Source organism: Streptomyces sp. G45 (assembly GCF_049542095.1).
GTDB lineage: Bacteria > Actinomycetota > Actinomycetes > Streptomycetales > Streptomycetaceae > Streptomyces.
The window spans coordinates 191,088-208,401 of the sequence record NZ_JBMUZU010000002.1; the positions used below are offsets into that span (position 1 = coordinate 191,088).

A 17,314-nucleotide genomic window follows, 5' to 3' on the forward strand; every position below is an offset into this window, starting at 1 on the left:
GGGGAGGGCGACCCGCTTTCCCTGAAGGATCATCAACTGACTCCGAAACCGACTCCGATGGGACACACGTGACTGGTGGGCCGAGCGAGCACGCCGAGCCGCGACGACGCGGGCCCCCGGGTCGCTGGCTGCCTTGCGCGGTGCGCCGCCTACGCGGTGCGCCGCTCGGCGGCGTCGAGCACCTGGGTCACCCACTTGTCCACGGAGAGCCCGTGCGCGGCCGCCACCTTCGAGTAGTAGTCGAGCTGCCCGGGAGACAGCTCGATGGTGAGCCTCGCGACCTTGCGGCGCTTGTCCGCTCCGGCGGACTCGGACAGCTGGGTCACTTCCTGCTTCTCGTCGCCGTTCGACTGCGACGGCGACAGCTCGCGGGTCTGCTCCGCCAGGCTCGCGCGCACCGCCTTGCGCAGTTCGTTGCGCGACCACTTCTGCTGCTCTGCCTTGCGCAGCCAGTAGTCCTGCTCCGGCGGCGAGAGCCGGGTCACCTCGGCGTGGTGGGCGAAGCTGAGGCTGTCACGCCTGCGGTGGTGCTCGAACCGCCGGGCCACCCAGGCGTAGTTGCGCAGGGTCTGGTAGTCGAGCCCGGTGCGCTCGATCGCCTCCCGGTAGCGCCGCCACCCGTAGGTGGCCTCGCCGAAGATCAGCCAGTCGGCGAGCCACCACGCCGAGGAATTGGTGAGCTCGCGCAGGCTGGAGCCGATCCGCTCCCAGGAGCGCTCCGACAGGTCCCGCGGCAGGATCATCCCCGACTTCTGGACCGTTGCCTTCTTGTCCACGAAGGACAGCACCACATCGCGCTGCGCGGGTTCCCCGCGTGTGCCCGTCGGCCCCGCCTTGTATCCGTTCGCGATTCGCACAGGACGCGCGCCCACAGCCTTCATCTCCCCACCACAGTGTTCTCCTGGGCGACGATCGCTCGACCGAGCCCCCGGACGGTGATCACCGTCGTTCTCCTTCGGTCAGCCTGCTCGGTCGGCCTCCCCCTGGGAGAGGCCGACGGTGTCACTGCGCCGCCATGGCCTCACGCAGGCTCTTGGGGCGCAGGTCGGTCCAGTTCTTCTCGACGTACTCCAGGCACTCGGCCCGGGCCGCCTCGCCGAAGACGACGCGCCAGCCCTCGGGCACCTCGGCGAACGTCGGCCACAGGGAGTGCTGCTCCTCGTCGTTGACCACGACGTAGAAGCGGCCGTCCTCGTCGTCGAAGGGGTTCGTGCTCAACTGCCACCGTCCTTGTCCGTCACGGAGTGACTGGGGATGGGTTCGCGTGCGGGAACGTCCGGTCCCGGCGCCGGGACAGCTCACGTCCCTGGCGATCCCGGGGCAAAGGGGACCGGTCCCGGCGCCGGGACAGTCGGCGTCCGTCGTTCCCCCGATCACTGAAACGCCACGCTAGGACCGCCCTGACGGCATCAACAAGGGCGGCGGGAGCGCCCCGCCCGGCCCCCGGACCGAAACCTGTACCCCCGCCGGTTTCATGTGTCACCATCCCCGGTCGCCGCCGCCTCCGCGCGCCCGGCACACCCCAGTACTCTGTGATACTGTGTACTAGTACTCAGTACTACGCAGTACTGGGCAGACGGCACCGGATGGAGCGAAGAGGGCCCGCGATGAACGACCTGGCAAAGACATGGACGATCTGACGGAGATGCTGAAGGGCACCCTTGAGGGCTGCGTCCTCCAGATCATCAGCGGCGAGGAGACCTACGGGTACGCCATCACGCGCCGGTTGAACGAACTCGGCTTCACCGACGTCGTCGAGGGGACGGTCTACACCATCCTGGTGCGGCTGGAGCGGAACGGACTCGTCCAGGTCACCAAGCGGCCCTCCGGGCAGGGCCCGCCGCGCAAGTTCTTCACCCTCAACGACGCCGGGCGCGAGCACCTGGCGACGTTCTGGGCGAAGTGGGAGTACCTCTCCTCACGCATCGACAAGCTCAAGGAGAGCGGGCGATGAGCTTCTGGCAAACCCTCACGGGCAGCGACCTCACCAGGGAGTGGCAGGCGTTCGAGGCCAGGGCCGCGGCCCTGCCGGACGACCACCGGGCGGCCTGGGAGGAGATCAAGGCGCGCACCGCCCCGCACGCGGACTTCACGGGCCGCAATCTGACGCCGATCCTCGACGGCGCCCTGGGGCTGCTTGAGGAGACCGCGGCGGACGGCCAGGGCGTCCACGAGGTGCTCGGCGACGACATCGCGGGGTTCTGCGCGGCCCTCCTTGGCGGGGAGCGCGCCCGCACCCACCGCGACCGGTGGCGCGAGCAGCTCAACGACAACGTCGCGAGGAAACTGGCCCGGCTGGGAGGCTGACATGAGCGTCCACGACATGATCCAGGGCAAGAGGCAGTGGCGGGCCCACAGGGCACGGGTCCAGGCGCTGCCGCCGGACTACCGGATCGTCTACCAGGAGATGCAGCGGTACCTCTTCAAGGTCGGCCCGGTCGACCTGCTCGACGGGCCCCTGCTCCCGGGCATCGTCGACTTCTTCGAGGAGGGCGCGGCCTCCGGCAGGGGCGTCCTGGACGTCACCGGTCACGACGTCGCCGCGTTCTGCGACGACCTCATCAAGGACTCCCCCACCCACGCGGACGTCTACCAGCAGTCCCTCGACAACAAGCCCGGCACGGCCGGGAAGTAGCACCCGTCACCCACCGGCACGGGACCGCCCGAACAGCCGGGCGGGCGAGCGGCCGGGAGACCGGGCGGGCGGCCGGGAAGCCGGGCAGCACATTCGCGCTAGCGCATCCCTCCCTCCGCGCTCGGCGGGGGCGGCACCGCGGGCGGGAGGGAATCGGCGCGGCGCGGGCGGACGGGCGCAGGTAGCATGCGAGCGGGCAGAGTCGTCGACGAACGGGGTAAGCGGCATTGATCCGCGGTGAATTGACCACGCGGAAGGCGCGGACGGCGCGGCGGCTCGGCGGCGAGGTCAGCAGGTTCGGCACGGTGGGCGCGGTGGGCTGGGTGGTGGACACCACCGTGTTCAACCTGTGCCTCCATGCCTTCCAGTTGCAAACCGTGCGGTCCGGTCTCCTCGCCAGTTCGGTCGCCGTCGCCACCACGTACGCCGGAAACCGCTGCTGGACCTACCGCCACCGCGACAAGAGCGGCCACACCCGCGAGGCCACGCTCTTCGTCCTGTTCAGTGTCCTCGGCATGCTGATCCAGAACGGCGTGCTCGCCCTGTCCCACTACGGCTTCGGCTACACCTCCGCGCTGGGGGACAACGTGGCGAAGAACGTCGTCGGCCTCGGCCTCGCCAGCGCCTTCCGCTTCTGGTCGTACCGCACCTGGGTGTTCCGCGACCGCCCGAGGGTGCGGCCCGCCGCCGACGACGCGCCCCCGCCCCGCACCCCCGTGGACGAGGCCTACCGAGGCTAGCCGTACGGAAGTTGCCCCCTCCCCCGCCGGGGCCCGCCCGGAAACCGAGCGGCCGTCAGGGGCGCGTCACCGTCTGGAAGGTGCGCCGGGCGAACACCAGCGGGGCGGCGTCGGGACGGTGGACGCGGGCGGTGGCCACGGCGCCGATGGCGAGGGTGTGGTCGGCCACGGCGACCCGGCGGTCCAGGTGGCAGTCGAGGACGGCGACGCTCTGGGTGAGCACCGGGTTGCCCGTCAGCTCGGAGGGCCGCCACGGCACGTGGAGGAAGGGGTCCTCGTCGGGCCCGGAGCGGGCGAACAGGACGGCGAGGTCCTCCTGGTCGGCGGCGAGGACGTTGACGGTGAAGCTCGTCGCGGCGTCGAGGATCGCGTGCGTGACCGTGTCGTGGTGCACCGCGGCGAGCACCGTGGGCGGCCGCAGCGAGACCGACATGACCGCGTTGGCCGTCATGCCGTGCGGACCGGCCGGGCCCGTGGTCGTCAGGACGGTCACGCCGGTCGGGAAGTGCCGCATGGCGGCGCGGAACTCCTCCACCGCCGCGCCCCGCGGCGGCACGGCGGCGCCCGTCGCGGGCGGGTTCACCACGCGGGTGCCTCCGGCTCGGGGCCCGCGAGGGCCGGGAAGCGCGGGGCGACGTCCTCGGCGAGCTGGGCGACGACCTCGGCGGCGGGCCTGCGGCCGTGCTGCACGCCGAGCGCGACGTGGTTGACGCCGCGCTCCTGCCACCGGTGCAGCTGCTCGACCAGCGCCCGGGTGCCGATCCGCAGCACGAAGCCGCCACGCAGCGGGGTCGGCGGCGTGCGCGGGTCCTCCGTGAGGTCGATCCACTCGTTGGTGGCCACCGGTTTGAACCGGCCGCCCGGGATCAGCTCCCGCCAGGCGGCGGCCTTGCGGCCGAGCGCGTCGGTGGCCGCGATCGAGTCCGGCCCCCCGGGGTAGACGAGCCAGCCGTCGGCGTGCTCGGCGATCCACTCCGGCTTCTGCTGCGACGATCCGGTGACCAGGAGCGGGATCCGCCCGGCGACCGGCTTCGGCAGCAGGTCGAGGCCGCCGCCGAAACTGCCGAGCGCGGAGGAGATGCTCGGCGCCGCCGTCTCCGTCAGCTCGCGGAACCAGGCGAAGGCCTCCCGGTACCGCTCGCCCCGGGCGGCGTGGTCGATTCCGTACGCGGGGAACTCCGAGCCCCGGTCGCCGGACGCCGCTCCGAGGACCAGGCGTCCGCCGCTGAGCTGGTCGATCGACGCGGCCTGCTTGGCCAGGTCGATGGGGTGGCGCAGCGTGAAGACGGCGCTGCCCGCCGCCAGGGAGAGCCGCCGGGTGTGCGCGGCCAGCCAGGCGAGGTAGGTCCAGGGGTCGTAGACCTGGCCGACGTCGCCGAACCCCGGGTCGTACAGCGGCACGTCGCGCACCCACAGCGCCGCGAACGGCGACCCGTCGGCCCGCTCGATCGCCTCCGCCTGCCCGGCCATGGCCCGCATGTCCCCCGCGTACGGCCACAGCGGCAGGAAGAGACCGAGCGTCAGCCGCTCGGGAGCGAACATGCGCCCGAACCCCGGGTGGGCGGTGCGCACGGATACGTCGTTCATCACGCCTCCACTGGATCGATCGATCTAGTGGAGCGTAACAGACTAGATCGATCGATCTATCCAGCCGGATGGTTGGGTACGCTGACGTCATGAACGCCGCAGCCGCCGCAGCTTCCGCCGCCCCCGAGGAGCACGCGGGGCGGACGACAGCCGAGCGGACGACAGCGGGGCGGGCGGCGCCGGGCGACACCCGCACCCGGCTCGTCGCGGCCACGGCGACCCTGCTCCAGCGCCAGGGGTACGAGGGCACGAGCGTCAAGCAGATCCTCAAGGAGGCCGCGGCCACCTACGGCTCGCTGTACCACCACTTCCCCCAGGGCAAGGAGGAGTTGGCCGCCGAGGCGCTGCGCTTCGGCGCCGCGGAGTTCACCGCGCTGCTGCGCGAGGGCCTGTCCAGCACGGACGACACCGCCGACGCGGTCGCGAGGTGCGCCCACCTGATGGCCGACTCGCTGCGGGACTCCGACTGGACCGACGGGTGCCCCGTCGCCGCGACGGCCCTGGAGATCATCGGGCGCTCCCCGCTGATCCAGCGGACGTCGGACGACGCGCTGCGCCAGTGGCGCGAACTGATCGCCGCCAAGCTGAGCGACGGCGGCGTCCCCCGGAGCAGTCCGCGGCGCTCGCCTGCACCATCCTGTCGACGCTCGAAGGCGCCGAACTGATCAGCCGCGTCTCCAGCGACGACACCCCCCTGCGCCTGGCGGCACACCACCTCGCGACCCTGGTCCGCGCCGTGCGGTAGCGCCGCGCGACGCCGCGGGAAATTCGTGCCGCCAACCGGTCACATCTGTCTCCCGGTGGCCGTCATAGCGGTGAACGCCCCGCGCGGGGCGCCCCACAGGGCGCACCGCGCGGGGCGCGCTACCCAGATGACGTGGATGAAGGAGACAGTCATGGAAGCACGCGCGATCACGGCCGAGGTTCCGCTGGTGCCGCGGATGTCCGACGACCCCGCGGAGCTGGTGCCGGAGCTGGCGGACGTCTCGGCGGCGCTGTTCAGGGTCACCGGCAACGGTTCGGTGCCGCGGTCCACGATCAGCCTGGTGCAGCTGCGGGCGGGGCAGATCGTCGGCAGCACCTATCTGACCGTGCTGCACACGGGGTTCCTGCGCAAGGCCGGGGAGTCGGAGGAGCGGATCACCTCGGTGGCGTCGTGGCGGGACTCGCCGTACTTCACCGCTGCCGAGCGGGCCGCGCTCGCGCTCGTGGAGGCGGTGCTCCAGCCGTCGGCGGAGGGCGAGCGGGTGCCGGACGAGCTGTACGCGCTCGCCGCGGAGCAGTACGAGCCCAAGGCGCTCGCCACGCTGATGTTCGCGATCGGCCAGGTGAACTTCTTCATCCCGGTGGCGCTCATCGCCAAGCCGGTGCCGGGCCGCTCCTTCACCGACCCCTGGAAGTGACGGCGCCCGGTCAACCGACCGGGGCCTGTCCGGCGCCATCCGCCGGACAGGCCCCGGCCCCTTGGGCTGGCGGGCTCAGCGCTTGAGCGTGAAGGTGAAGTCGCCGGTGAGCCTGCCGTTCAGGCGGACCGCGGAGACGAGCCCGCCCTCCGCGATCAGCCGCTCGACCTCGGCCCGTGACAGGCCGCAGCCCTCGGCGATCAGCCGCACCGGCCGGACGGGGATCCGCGCCGCGAAGCGGACCGACACGTCGACGACCTCGGCGTCCAGGTGGTCCGAGCCGCCGGTGTCGAGGCGCCAGGCGCCCTCCCAGTCGAGGGCGACGCGATTGCGCCGCAGCAGGACCGGATTCTGAAGCAACTCGGCTGCCAGGGAAGGGTCGTTGGCGTGCATGCGGTCCAGGAGTTCGGGCCGTACGGAGCGTACGGTGACCCGCTCCAGGACCGTGAGCTTCGCGGTCTGGCCGCACCCCGCGCACAGGACGAGGAGCCAGGCGTCGAGGGCCTTGTGGTGGGCGTTGACGCGGAACTTTCCGTTGGCCCGGAAGCGCCCGGAGGCGCAGTCGTGGCAACGGCGGAGGACGGTGGGAAGGCAGGTGGGCATGACGACCCAGGTGTGGAGCACAGGTGTACACCGGTTTCAGTGAGAAGTCCGCAGCAAAAAGCAGCGCGGCGCGCGGGCGGTGGTGGTTCCGCGGTGCGCGGCGCGCGACGAATCAGCGCTCGGGGGGTCTCACAGGGTGTACAACGGCACGTCCTTGCCTAGACGACTCGGTCCGGGAGCACAGTAGGGGGACGCGGTGGCGCCGCTCCATCGAATTTCCGGGCGGCGCGCAGCGCGGAGGCCGAGTGCGTCAGGCACCCCCGCCGGGGCGTGTATGATCATCACGTAACTCCGGCGCGGGGCACCAACTCCGGTGCCGCGTACGGGAGTCACGCGTCTGTGGTCCAAGGAAAGACGCCCATCATCCGATGGGAAATGCAGGTGCAAGGCCTGCCGGGCGCTCCAAGCAGCCAAGGCCCCTCTCGTCCGCGAGAGGGGCCTTCGCCGTTCCCGAGACCTCCCCCGGCGCCGCCGTCAGCCGCTAGCTTCTGCGGCATGACCGGTGCCGAGACATCCGACGCCGCCCGGACGGGCCGGGCCGCGCCCCCTTCACGCGGTCGTCTCTCCGTCGCGGAGACCGGGCTGCTCGCGCTGGCCGTGCTCGGCGTCACGGCCACCGCGCCGCTCGCCGCGTCCGCGCAGGCCCCGGCGCTGGCCATCGCGTTCTGGCGCAACGCCGCCGGGAGCGCCGTCCTCCTCGGCGGGCTCGCCCTCCGCAGGGGCGAACGCCGCAGAGGCGAACGCCGCAGGGGCGAACGCCGCAGGGGCGGGCGGGCGGCGCGGCTCTCGCTGCTGTCCGGGGTGTTCCTCGCCGCGCACTTCGCGACCTGGATCCCCAGCCTGACCATGACGTCGGTGGCCGCGTCGACGGCGCTGGTGTGCGCCACGCCGCTGTGGTCGGGCCTGCTGGCGCGCGTGCGCGGGGCGCGGCTCGGCCGCCGGGTGTGGGCCGGGATGGCGCTCGCCCTGAGCGGCGTACTCCTCATCGGCGGGGCCGACTTCACGACCTCGCCGAGGGCCCTGACCGGTGACGCGCTCGCCCTGACCGGGGCGCTGTGCATGGCCGCGTACCTCGCCGTCGGCGAGTCCGTGCGCAGCGCGGTGGACACGGCGACGTACGCCGCCACGACGTACGCCGCCGCAGCGGTGGCGCTGCTCGTGACCTGCCTGGTGTCGGGCAGCGCCCTGTTCGGCTACTCCGGGCGCACCTGGCTGCTGCTGGCCGCGCTCACGGTGTGCGGGCAGCTCATCGGGCACACGCTGTTCAACCGGGCCCTGACCCGGCTCAGCGGGCACAGCGTGGCCACCCTCACCCTCCTGGAAGTCCCCGGCGCCGCGCTCCTGGCCGCCGTCTGGCTCGGCCAGACCCCGCCGCCCGCCGTCGCCGCGGGCATCGCGGTCGTGCTGCTCGGGGTGTACGTGACGCTGTCCGTCCCCGCGGCGCGCGGGCGCCGCGGCGGCGCCGAGGGGGGCCTCAACAGGGGTGCGGCGCGGCGGTGAAGTGCCGCGCGAGCGGGCACCCGCCGGGCTCGGCGGCGGGGGCGAGGCGCTGCCGGGACCGCGCGGCCAGGAGCACGCCGTACCGCTCCGCCCGGCGCTCCACGCGGTCGCAGCCGAAGACGTCGTCCGCGTACAGGTGGAACACCTCGTGCCCGAAGATCGTGATCTGCTGGAACAGCGGCGCCGTGGCCTCGACGACGATCAGGTCCCGGTCGGGCCCCCGCACGGACACACCGGTGACGGACGTCCCGGCGGGGAACGCCACCAGCGCGTAGTCGACGGCACGGCCGCGGTCCCGGCTGAGCAGGGCGCACCAGAGCGGGAAGATGTCGTGGGGGGTGGGCAGCGCGGACGGGGCGGGCGCCGGGTGCTCGTCCAGGGCGTCACGCACGTCGAGGGTGCCCCGTACGTCACGCACGTCCAGCGCATCACGTACGTCCAGCGCATCACGTACGTCCAGACGTACCTCCAGCGCATCACGCCGCGCGTCAAGTGCCCCGAGCGCACTGACCAGTTGGTGGCGCAGGCGGCGCGCGGCGAGCCGTGTGCGCCATCGCCGCCTCGCCGCCCGGACGGCCCTGGCGACCTGCGTGGCCGTCACGGCCGTCATGTCTCTTACCGGGCTTGCCGTTGCTACCGGTCCCACTGAGCCCCCCTGGCCGTTGACGTGCCCCCGACGGGTCAAATTTACCCCAGGCCAATTTCGCCCGCCGTTCCCCGGTCCCCTGGCTACCATGCACCTGCCGTGTCAGCCAGCCGTACGGGAGTTCCCCGATGTCCCCACGCCATGTCGATGGCCCGCTGCTGCGCACCGCCCGCCTGGCTGCCGGACTCACCCAGGCCGAGCTGGCCCGGGTGCTGGGCGTCACGCGTCAGACGGTCGGCTTCTGGGAGAAGGGCAGGGGGCCCGACCCCGAGCGCCTCCCGGCCGTCGCGGCGGCGCTCGGCCGGGACGTCGACCGGCTCTTCCCCCGGTACGGGGCGCCCGACCTCGCCGACCTGCGGTGCGACGCGGGCTTCGCCCAGTACGCGATCGAGCGGCTCATCGGCGCCAAGGACGCCGTACTGAAGGCGGAACGCGGTGTCCGGAGGCTGGCTCCCGCCCAGGTGACGGCCCTGGCGACGGCGTACGGAGTGACGGAGGCGCGCCTGCGGGCAGCGGAGGACCGGAGCTTCGGGGAGACCGGAGGCGCCGGGGGCACCAGGGGCGCCGAGGGTGCCGCGGAGGCGGGAGCGAGCGGCGCGGCGGGCTCGCCGCCGGTTCCGACGACGATCTCCGAGAAGGTCAACTACCTTCTGGAGCACGCCTATCCGGACGCCCGCAGCCGTCCGTCCGACGCGGACATCGCTCATGGCATCAACCTCTCCGCGGGCGCGCACGTGATCTCCGTACAGGGTGTGGCGGAGCTGCGCCTGAGCGCGGAGACGGAGACGTCACCGGCGATCCGGCAGGGGCTGGCCCAGGTGTTCGGGGTCGACGAGTTCTTCTTCCGGGACAACGAGGGGATGGCCGACGCCATCGTGGCCGGGCTGCGGACGCTCCAGCGGGTCCGCACGGGCCGCATCGGCCGTATCGCCGCCCGCGGCCTGGGACCTGAGGGCCTGTCACCGGAGCTGATGCACGCGGTGAACGCCCTCGTGGACAGCCTGACCAGCGAGGACGAGGAAGCCGACGAGCCACGGGCGGGCACCTAGGGCGTCCCGTCCGGCAGTGCCCGCAGCGCCTGGGAGACGGCGACGAGCCGCCGTACGACGGCCTCGCTGTCGTCGTCCTGGGGCGGCGCGGGCGGGATTCCGCGCCGGGGTCCGGCGTGCCCGCCGCGCACGGACTCGGCCGCGCGCCTGAGCCGCACCGCCAGCTCCTCGGGGGCGACGGACGCCCAGGAGGGCGGGGCGGGCGCTGCGGGTTCCCCGGAGCCGAGGTGGGGGCCGATGCGCAGCAGCCCGTCCTGGCACTCCACGACGCGGCGGGCGTAGCGCCGGTGGGCGCCGCGGGCCCGGCGGCCCCGGCCCGGCTCGCGCAGCACGGTGTCCGGGAACGTCGTGGACAACAGGCGCCACAGGGGCTCGAGTTGGTCGTGCACGCGCCGGTGGTGGCGCCGGACCCGCCAGGCCGCGAGGCGGCTCCGGGCGCCGGGCCAGGTGACGCCCGCGACGAACGCGGGGATCGCCGTCACGAGCAGCGCTCCGGAGCCAGCGGTCAGCCAGTGCGGCACGGTGCCGCCCAGCGCGCGGACGACGACGAGGACGCAGCGGACCGCCGTGGCGGCGACGAAGGCCAGCAGGCCGAGGGTGGCGACCCACAGCCCGGCCGCGTCGGAGCCGCTGGCCCTGCGGGCGTAGCCGTGGGTCCTGCGGCAGCAGACCGCGAACACATAGCCGAGGTAGAGGCCGAGGCCCAGGTAGAACGCGAGCACCTGGGGGATCGTCATGTCGGCGTCCCTGAAGGTGCTGTGCGCGACCGCGTGGTGGGGTGCCGTGGCCGACGCCGTGACCACGCCGCCCGCGGCGGCCAGCAGGACCAGGCCCTCACGGCGGATGCGGCGCCGGGCCGCCCGGCGGGCCGCCGCGCCGTCGGCGGTGCTGAGGTAGCAGGCCATGAGGCTGTACGCCATGACCATGATCAGCACATCCGAGAAGACCTTGGCGGTGCCGGTGCCGCCCAGGCCGTCGACGGCGTCCTGGACGGCGGGCACGGCCAGCGGGTAGGCGCCCGTGGCGCACAGCAGACATACCGTCAGCCAGCGCAGCGGCCGGTGCTCGGGCGCGCGCGCGAGCTGGTGGAGCTTCCATCCGGCCGCGGCGGCGAGGGCCACGAAGAGCAGCGCGTAGGACATCCCCGTACCCCCTACAGCCACCCTTGCCGGTCGCCGAACGCGAGCTGCACGGCGCGCAGTTCGGGGTCGGCGGGGGCGGCCGTGGCCACCGAGTCCAGGACGTACCGCCAGGCCGAGACGATGTCCGCCGCGCGCTCCGCCTCGCACTCGGAGGGGTCGTCGTACGAGCAGCGGGCGAGGCCCGTCACCCGGCGCACCGCCTGCGGGCCGAGGCCGGGCACGGCCAGGTCCCACTGGGCGGCGGGGTCGGGCCTGTGGTCGCCGCAGATGTGCCCCATCACCTCGTGCAGGGTGATGTGCTCCTGGTGCATCGGGCTGGTGTGCTGCTGGTAGACGACCAGGTCGAGGCCGGGGGTCTCCACCCACAGGCCCTGCGGGCCGGGGGTCGGCAGCGGCAGGGGCCGCAGGACGATGCGGCGCCCGCGTCGGCGCGCGAGCGCCCGGCACAGGTCCTCGATCCGCAGCGGCGGCTGCACCCCCAGTTCCTGGAGCTGCTGGCGCAGTCGGCGGTGCAGCTCCCGCTCCGCCGCCCGCCCGCGCCGGGCGGCCCGAAGCCGCCCGGCGGCCCGCCGCAGCGCCCCGCTCCCCTCGCGGGGTCCCCCCGTCATCGGCATCCGCAGGTCGCCGCCTTCTCCCTGGTCCTGTTGTTCCCTTGGCTCACGTACGAGGTGACGTACGGCGTACCGGACGGCGTGACACGCGGCGCGCCCCGCCGTGCGTGGGGCCGTACGAGGTGACGTGCGCGGCGTGCCGTACGAGGTGACGGCGGCGACGGGCACACCGCGACGCATGGTCGCATGCCGGGCGGGGGGACGGGTCCGCGGGGGGCCGGGCGAAGGGAACGGGGGCCGCGGGGTCAGGGGGGGGCAGGTCCTGAGGCGTTCGCGGTTGCTGGTTTCGCAAGGGAACCATGGGGGGTGGGGTGGCGCACCCGGATCGGTGTCACGGCGCCGGTCGCTTCGGTCGCTTGGGTCGCTGCGGGGAGCGGGGCGGGATGCGGGGTGCCGCGGGGCGTGGGGCGGGACGCGGGGCGCTGGGCGGCGTGGGGCGGGATGCGGAGTGCTGGGCGGCGCGGGCCGGGGCGTCGGCGCGTACGCTTCGGGGTCCAGAAGCACCCGGGGGCGGGACGCCCTGGCGGGGCGTACTCGGAAGGGGCCCGCGTCATGGCGTACGTACCCGGGAAACCCGGCTCCGGCAGCGACAGCGGGGCCCTCACTGTCACGCTCGTCCGGGCCTGCCTGCGGGAGGGAGGCGGCGGGAGCCCCACGGCCGTCGTCGCCGGGCACTCCTGGCTGTCCGACGATGAGCGGCGGGCGGTGCCGGGGCGCGCCGGTGCCTCGCACGCCGTCTTCGTGGAGGGCGGGGGCGGGACGGCGGCGCGGCTGCGGTTCTTCACCAGCGAGGGGGAGTTGCCCGGGTGCGGGCACGGGACGATCGCCGCGTTCGCCTTCCTCGCTGATGGCGTCCCCGACGCGGCGGACCACCGTGCCGAGACCCTGTCGGGCGGCGTACGAGGACGGGCTTCCCGGCGGGAAGACGGCCTGGTGGAGGCGGAGTTCGAGGCCGGGGAGGTGGCGCGGCGCGCGCCGACGGCCGACGAGGCGGCGCTCGTGCCGTCCGCCCTCGGCCTCCCGGCCCGGCGCCTGCCCGCCCCCGGCGCCTGCGTGGCGACCCTGGGGCGTCCCCGCATGCTGGTCCCGGTCCCCGACCGCGCCGCCCTGGCCGCCCTGCGCCCGGATCTGGACGCGCTGCGGGACGCCTGCCTCCGCCTCGGCCTGCTCGGCTGCTACGTACACACCGTCCCGCGCCCCGGCGAACCCCGCCTCGCCGCATGTTCGCCCCCGCGATCGGCGTGCCGGAGGACATCGCCAACGCCAACAGCACCGCCTGCCTGGCCGCCCACCTGCACGCGGCGCACCCGGGCGGCGGGGCGGGCATCGCCGTGGACATGGGGGACGCGCTGGGCGCCCCGGCCACGATCACCGCCGCCGTCACCACCTCCGAGCAGGCCGGTTCCGCCGTCCGCGTCGGCGGCACCGCGAGGATCGGGTCCACCGTGTCGCTGCGCCACCCCGGCTGACGCGGAGACGCAGGTCACATCCCTCCGTGTCACAGGGCGGCGCACCACCTCGTCTCAGGGGTGTAGCCACTGAGCCCCTCACGAGCACGGAGGAACACACCATGAACGCACGGCTGAACTACTTCGCCAGCCCCCTCGCCGCCAAGGTCATGAAGCAGTTCATGTCGGTGGGCAAGGCGGTCAAGGAGTCGTCGGTGCCCGCCGCGACGCAGGAGCTGGTCGCCCTGCGCGTCAGCCAGATCAACGGCTGTGCCTTCTGCGTCGACATGCACACCAAGGACGCGGCCGCCGCCGGTGAGTCCGCGGTGCGGCTGAACCTGGTCGCCGCGTGGCGGGAGGCGACCGTCTTCACCGACGCCGAGCGGGCCGCGCTGGCGTTCGCGGAGGAGGGCACCCGGGTCGCCGACGCGGGCACCGGCGTCAGCGACGAGGTGTGGGCACAGGCCGCCAAGCACTACGACGAGGAGGAACTCGTCGCCTTGTCGCTCATGGTCTCCTTCATGAACATGGCCAACCGGATGAACATCATCGCCCAGACACCGGCCGGTGACTACGAGCCGGGCTCGTTCCACCACTAGTACGCGCTGAGTTGGGGAGCCGGGTAACTGGGGAGCTGGGGAGCGAGGGGTCGAGGATGCGGAAGGAGACCGGTGTGAGCGGGAGCAGGGTCGAGGAGTTCGAGGAGCTGCGGCCGCTGCTGTTCTCGATCGCCTACCGGATCCTGGGCAGCGTCGGCGAGGCCGAGGACGCGGTGCAGGAGGCCTGGCTGCGCTTCGACGGCTCGCCGACCCGGCCCGCGTCGGCCAAGGCCTTCCTGTCGACCACGGTGACGCGGATCTCGATCGACGTACTGCGTTCGGCGCGGGCGCGGCGCGAGGAGTACGTGGGCCCGTGGTTCCCCGAGCCGCTGCTCAGCGACCCGTACGAGGACCCGGCGCGGGCGGTGGAGCTGGCCGACTCGGTGTCGATGGCGGCGCTGCTGCTGCTGGAGCGGCTCAGTCCGCTGGAGCGGGCGGTGTTCGTGCTGCGGGAGGTGTTCGGCTTCGGGTACGACGAGGTCGCCGCGGCGGTGGACCGCTCGGAGGCGGCCTGCCGTCAGCTGGTGGTGCGGGCGCGGCGGCACATGCGGGAGGGGCGGCCCCGGTTCGCGGCGGACCGGCGGGCGCGGCAGCGGCTGGCCACGCGGTTCTTCGACGCGCTGAAGGACGGCGACGTGGGCGGGCTGCGGGAACTGCTCGCCGCCGACGTGCAGTTCGTCGGCGACGGCGGCGGCAAGGCGCCGCAGCTGGCCAGGGCCGTCGTCGGCGCGGACAAGGTGGCCCGGATGCTGGCCTCGGTCTTCCCGTACCTGGCCGCGATCGACGTGACGGCGGAGCCGGTGGAGGTCAACGGCCAGCCCGGCGCCCTCTTCCGCGACCGGGACGGCAAGGTCCTCAACGCCCTGGCGCTCGACGTGCTCGACGGTCAGATCCAGACCGTCCGCTCGGTGAGCAACCCCGACAAGCTGGGGCACCTCGGCCCGGTGGCGGACGCGTGGGCCGCCGACCGGGCGGTGAAGCAGGCGCGGCGACGGCTCAGGGGGCGGGAGCGGGGGGTGCGGGGGAGCGGGGGAGCGGGGGGAGCGGGGGCGGATGGGTCGGTAGCGGGGGCGGGTGGGCTGGGGACGGACGGGCTGGGGACGGACGGGCTGGGGACGGACGGGCTGGGGACGGGAGCGGACGGGTCGGGAACGGTAGCGGACGGGTCGGTAGCGGGAGCGGGCGGGCCGGTGGCGGGAGCGGGCGCAGACGGGGCGGCGGCTGCTGGAGCAGGCGGGGCGGGGTGTCCCCGGCCCGCTCCCCCAGCTCCCTGAGCGCGGCGACCTCCACGGCGTCCGGTTCGCCCTCGGGACGGGTCACCGTGACCCCGTACCGCTCGGCGGTGGTGAGGATGCTGTGCACCACGGCGGGGCTGCCCAGCAGGAACGCGACCGGGTACAGGCCCGCCTCGCACGACTTCGCCCGCCCGAGCGCGCCCCGGTACACGATCTCCCCGGGTACGAGGACGTCCTGGACGGTGCCGGACTCGTCCGCCGCCTTGAGGTGGCGGAACAGCAGCGAGGTCAGGGCCTCCGCGACCCGGTCCAGGACCCAGTCGCGGCCGGGTACGGCGATGAGCACGTTCCGGATGCCGTCGAAGGCCCCGTCGACCGCCTCCTTGGTGAGCGAGCGGTAGCCGCCGACGAGCCGGATCTCGGTGACCTTCTCCCAGGGGACGTCATCGGCGTCGAAGCCGACGGAGTCCGGGCCCACGCGTACGGAACCGAAGCGGTTGAGCAGCTTGAGCGGCTTGCCCAGGGCGTCCGGTACGCGGGGGTGGCTGCTGATCAGCGTGCCGAGGGACATCTCCCACGGCGCGGTGGCGGGCGCGTCGGGCACGTCGATGCGCTCCAGGGCCTCCATGACCCAGTCGCCGCCCGCGGCGGCCTGGTTGCGCCCGGCCGCCGCCGCGGCGCGCCCGGCCGCCGTCGACCTCCCGGCGACGCCCCGCCCCACGGCGGCGGCCCGTCCGGCGGCCGTTCTCCCGGCGGTGGCGGCGCGCCCGATGGCGTCGCCGACCCCTTCCAGCCGTCCCCTGATGGTCACGGTCCCCCCTTGCTGGTTCTGCTGGTGCTGCTGGTTCTGCCTAGTACTGGTACTGGTACTGCTCCTGCTGGCCCTGCTGGCCCTGCTGGCCCTGCTGGTAGCCATGGGCACGGCTGGCTTCGCTGGTGTGCCGACGGCCCCGCTGGTGTGCCGAACGTGTGCAGCATGGTGCACCGCGTGCCGCCGCGGCAGTGCAGGGGGGTGCGCTCGGGCCCCTTGGCTGGCTCCTGGCCCCCTCCCCCGGCCCGCCTGTCACCCGACCCGCCTGTCACCCCTGCCCGCCTGCTGTCACCCCTGCCCGAGCACACTCGCGTAGTAGAGCCCCAGCACGGCTTCGGCGCCGGAGCCCTGCGCGGTGAGGATGCGCTGGTAGCGCGCGGACCGCAGGTCACCCGCGGTGCGTACGCGGGGGTGCTGGGCCTGGGGAGGGCAGTACCCGTCGTCGGCGCGTGCGAGGCCGGGGAGCGCGGCGGGGGTGTTGCCGAGGTTCGTGAGGAGTGTGTGCGCGGTGTGCGTGGTGCGCCGTCCGGCGCGGTCACGGACGTCCACGGACCAGGCGGCCGCTCCGGGGACGGCGGCTTCCGCCGCCTCACCGGTGTTCGCGGTGACGGAGTCCCCCGCCTCTCCGGAGGCGTCGGCTTCGAGAACCGTCACTCCAGAGACCGGGATCAACCGCACCCGGTCCTCCCCTGCCACCCCTGCTACCTCCGCCGCCTTGTAGTCGTCCTCCGGAGGGCACAGCACCCGTAGCGTCACCCGCGCCCCTGGGTGCGACCGCAGCCACGTCCCCAACGGCCGGTCGGCGCCCAGCACATACGCGGCTCCGCGCACGTCGTCCGGTACCGCCCGCCACAGCGGCGGCGCGACCAGCCCCGCGGGCGCCGTCAGCCACGGCGCGTCGGCGGCGGTCAGCGGTGTGACACCGGTGGCGACCACGACGCCCGGCGCGGTAAGGGCCCGGCCGTCGGCGAGCGTGACCTCGGCCCGGTCCTCGTACCCCCGCACGGCCGTGGCACGGGCCCGCAGCACCTGGCACCGGCCCGCCTCCCGCAGCGCGGCCAGGTCCGCGTCCAGGGCACGCGCGAGGCCCGGACCCGTGTGCCAGCCAGGGACGTTCTCCACCGCCCCGATCGCCTGGAGCCTGCCGCCGACGCGCTCGGCCTCCACCACGGTGACGCGCAGGCGCAGGCTGGCGGCCATGAGCGCGGCGGCTCCGCCTGCCGGGCCCGCGCCCACGATGAGCACGTCGGCGTCGTACGGCGCTGTCACGGCGCAGCCTCCTGAGATCCCTGGACACCCCACCGG

19 protein-coding genes and 3 pseudogenes are annotated in these 17,314 nt (G+C 74.0%); 12 read left to right on the plus strand and 10 right to left on the minus strand.

The window, feature by feature from the left end; genetic code table 11:
• Nucleotides 1–149 precede the first annotated feature (149 nt).
• Together ACOBQU_RS39665 and ACOBQU_RS39670 are read right to left on the minus strand one after the other, a co-directional pair.
• The gene (locus tag ACOBQU_RS39665; RefSeq protein WP_423635331.1) at nt 150–776 is read right to left on the minus strand and encodes an LmbU family transcriptional regulator; all 627 of its coding nucleotides are present in this window, start codon (nt 774–776) and stop codon (nt 150–152) included.
• Nucleotides 777–1,002: 226 nt separating this feature from the next.
• Nucleotides 1,003–1,218, minus strand: a complete 216-nt coding sequence (locus tag ACOBQU_RS39670) for an MbtH family protein (protein WP_423635333.1) — start codon at nt 1,216–1,218, stop codon at nt 1,003–1,005.
• 409 nt (nt 1,219–1,627) lie between these two features.
• Here ACOBQU_RS39670 and ACOBQU_RS39675 point away from each other — a divergent pair, with 409 nt between their 5' ends.
• The 4 genes from ACOBQU_RS39675 to ACOBQU_RS39690 all read left to right on the plus strand — a co-directional run bounded on the left by ACOBQU_RS39675 (nt 1,628) and on the right by ACOBQU_RS39690 (nt 3,375).
• Nucleotides 1,628–1,954: a PadR family transcriptional regulator gene (locus ACOBQU_RS39675; protein WP_423635335.1), complete on the plus strand. Its 327-nt coding sequence runs from the start codon at nt 1,628–1,630 to the stop codon at nt 1,952–1,954.
• A complete protein-coding gene (locus ACOBQU_RS39680; protein ID WP_423635337.1) occupies nt 1,951–2,307 on the plus strand; it encodes a DUF1048 domain-containing protein in 357 nt (118 codons plus the stop codon). Before ACOBQU_RS39675 ends, ACOBQU_RS39680 begins: the two co-directional genes overlap by 4 nt.
• A gap of 1 nt (nt 2,308) precedes the next feature.
• Nucleotides 2,309–2,635, plus strand: a complete 327-nt coding sequence (locus tag ACOBQU_RS39685) for a DUF1048 domain-containing protein (RefSeq protein WP_423635339.1) — start codon at nt 2,309–2,311, stop codon at nt 2,633–2,635.
• A gap of 242 nt (nt 2,636–2,877) precedes the next feature.
• Nucleotides 2,878–3,375 carry a GtrA family protein gene (locus ACOBQU_RS39690; RefSeq protein ID WP_423635341.1) on the plus strand — a complete coding sequence of 166 codons (498 nt, stop codon included), beginning with the start codon at nt 2,878–2,880 and terminating at the stop codon, nt 3,373–3,375.
• Nucleotides 3,376–3,430: 55 nt separating this feature from the next.
• Here ACOBQU_RS39690 and ACOBQU_RS39695 read toward each other — a convergent pair whose 3' ends face one another.
• Both ACOBQU_RS39695 and ACOBQU_RS39700 read right to left on the minus strand, forming a co-directional pair.
• On the minus strand, nt 3,431–3,961 hold the full coding sequence (locus ACOBQU_RS39695) for a flavin reductase family protein (protein WP_423635343.1): 531 nt from the start codon (nt 3,959–3,961) through the stop codon (nt 3,431–3,433).
• Nucleotides 3,955–4,962, minus strand: a complete 1,008-nt coding sequence (locus tag ACOBQU_RS39700) for an LLM class oxidoreductase (protein ID WP_423635345.1) — start codon at nt 4,960–4,962, stop codon at nt 3,955–3,957. The genes ACOBQU_RS39695 and ACOBQU_RS39700 overlap by 7 nt, the downstream gene beginning before the upstream one ends.
• A gap of 89 nt (nt 4,963–5,051) precedes the next feature.
• Here ACOBQU_RS39700 and ACOBQU_RS39705 point away from each other — a divergent pair.
• A pseudogene (locus ACOBQU_RS39705) lies at nt 5,052–5,707 on the plus strand (TetR/AcrR family transcriptional regulator).
• Nucleotides 5,708–5,858: 151 nt separating this feature from the next.
• Nucleotides 5,859–6,365 carry a carboxymuconolactone decarboxylase family protein gene (locus ACOBQU_RS39710; RefSeq protein WP_423635347.1) on the plus strand — a complete coding sequence of 169 codons (507 nt, stop codon included), beginning with the start codon at nt 5,859–5,861 and terminating at the stop codon, nt 6,363–6,365.
• A gap of 75 nt (nt 6,366–6,440) precedes the next feature.
• Here ACOBQU_RS39710 and ACOBQU_RS39715 read toward each other — a convergent pair whose 3' ends face one another.
• A complete protein-coding gene (locus tag ACOBQU_RS39715) occupies nt 6,441–6,989 on the minus strand; it encodes a DUF1062 domain-containing protein (RefSeq protein WP_423635349.1) in 549 nt (182 codons plus the stop codon).
• A 474-nt stretch (nt 6,990–7,463) separates the two neighbouring features.
• Here ACOBQU_RS39715 and ACOBQU_RS39720 point away from each other — a divergent pair, with 474 nt between their 5' ends.
• Entirely contained in the window at nt 7,464–8,468 is a 1,005-nt protein-coding gene (locus ACOBQU_RS39720) for a DMT family transporter (protein ID WP_423635351.1), read from the plus strand.
• On the opposite strand, the gene ACOBQU_RS39725 is transcribed toward ACOBQU_RS39720, so the two are convergent.
• Nucleotides 8,443–9,078, minus strand: coding sequence for a hypothetical protein (locus tag ACOBQU_RS39725; RefSeq protein WP_423635353.1), 636 nt, complete (start codon nt 9,076–9,078; stop codon nt 8,443–8,445). The genes ACOBQU_RS39720 and ACOBQU_RS39725 overlap by 26 nt on opposite strands.
• A gap of 164 nt (nt 9,079–9,242) precedes the next feature.
• Here ACOBQU_RS39725 and ACOBQU_RS39730 point away from each other — a divergent pair, with 164 nt between their 5' ends.
• Nucleotides 9,243–10,163 carry a helix-turn-helix transcriptional regulator gene (locus tag ACOBQU_RS39730; protein WP_423635355.1) on the plus strand — a complete coding sequence of 307 codons (921 nt, stop codon included), beginning with the start codon at nt 9,243–9,245 and terminating at the stop codon, nt 10,161–10,163.
• Here ACOBQU_RS39730 and ACOBQU_RS39735 read toward each other — a convergent pair.
• Nucleotides 10,160–11,305 carry an MAB_1171c family putative transporter gene (locus ACOBQU_RS39735; protein WP_423635357.1) on the minus strand — a complete coding sequence of 382 codons (1,146 nt, stop codon included), beginning with the start codon at nt 11,303–11,305 and terminating at the stop codon, nt 10,160–10,162. The genes ACOBQU_RS39730 and ACOBQU_RS39735 overlap by 4 nt on opposite strands.
• Before the next feature lie 11 nt (nt 11,306–11,316).
• Nucleotides 11,317–11,913, minus strand: coding sequence for a hypothetical protein (locus ACOBQU_RS39740; RefSeq protein WP_423635359.1), 597 nt, complete (start codon nt 11,911–11,913; stop codon nt 11,317–11,319).
• A gap of 555 nt (nt 11,914–12,468) precedes the next feature.
• Between ACOBQU_RS39740 and ACOBQU_RS39745 the strand changes: the two are divergent.
• The 4 genes and pseudogenes from ACOBQU_RS39745 to ACOBQU_RS39760 all read left to right on the plus strand — a co-directional run.
• Nucleotides 12,469–13,023: pseudogene (locus ACOBQU_RS39745) on the plus strand (PhzF family phenazine biosynthesis protein); the annotation flags it as partial.
• Nucleotides 13,024–13,136: 113 nt separating this feature from the next.
• On the plus strand, nt 13,137–13,385 hold the full coding sequence (locus ACOBQU_RS39750) for a PhzF family phenazine biosynthesis protein (protein ID WP_423635361.1): 249 nt from the start codon (nt 13,137–13,139) through the stop codon (nt 13,383–13,385).
• A 101-nt stretch (nt 13,386–13,486) separates the two neighbouring features.
• Nucleotides 13,487–13,963, plus strand: coding sequence for a carboxymuconolactone decarboxylase family protein (locus ACOBQU_RS39755; RefSeq protein ID WP_423635363.1), 477 nt, complete (start codon nt 13,487–13,489; stop codon nt 13,961–13,963).
• 56 nt (nt 13,964–14,019) lie between these two features.
• A pseudogene (locus tag ACOBQU_RS39760) lies at nt 14,020–14,958 on the plus strand (RNA polymerase sigma-70 factor); the annotation flags it as partial.
• 1 nt (nt 14,959) lies between these two features.
• On the opposite strand, the gene ACOBQU_RS39765 reads toward ACOBQU_RS39760, so the two are convergent.
• Both ACOBQU_RS39765 and ACOBQU_RS39770 read right to left on the minus strand, forming a co-directional pair.
• On the minus strand, nt 14,960–16,009 hold the full coding sequence (locus ACOBQU_RS39765; protein ID WP_423635365.1) for a hypothetical protein: 1,050 nt from the start codon (nt 16,007–16,009) through the stop codon (nt 14,960–14,962).
• Nucleotides 16,010–16,297: 288 nt separating this feature from the next.
• Nucleotides 16,298–17,278, minus strand: coding sequence for an oxidoreductase (locus ACOBQU_RS39770; protein WP_423635367.1), 981 nt, complete (start codon nt 17,276–17,278; stop codon nt 16,298–16,300).
• Nucleotides 17,279–17,314 lie beyond the last annotated feature (36 nt).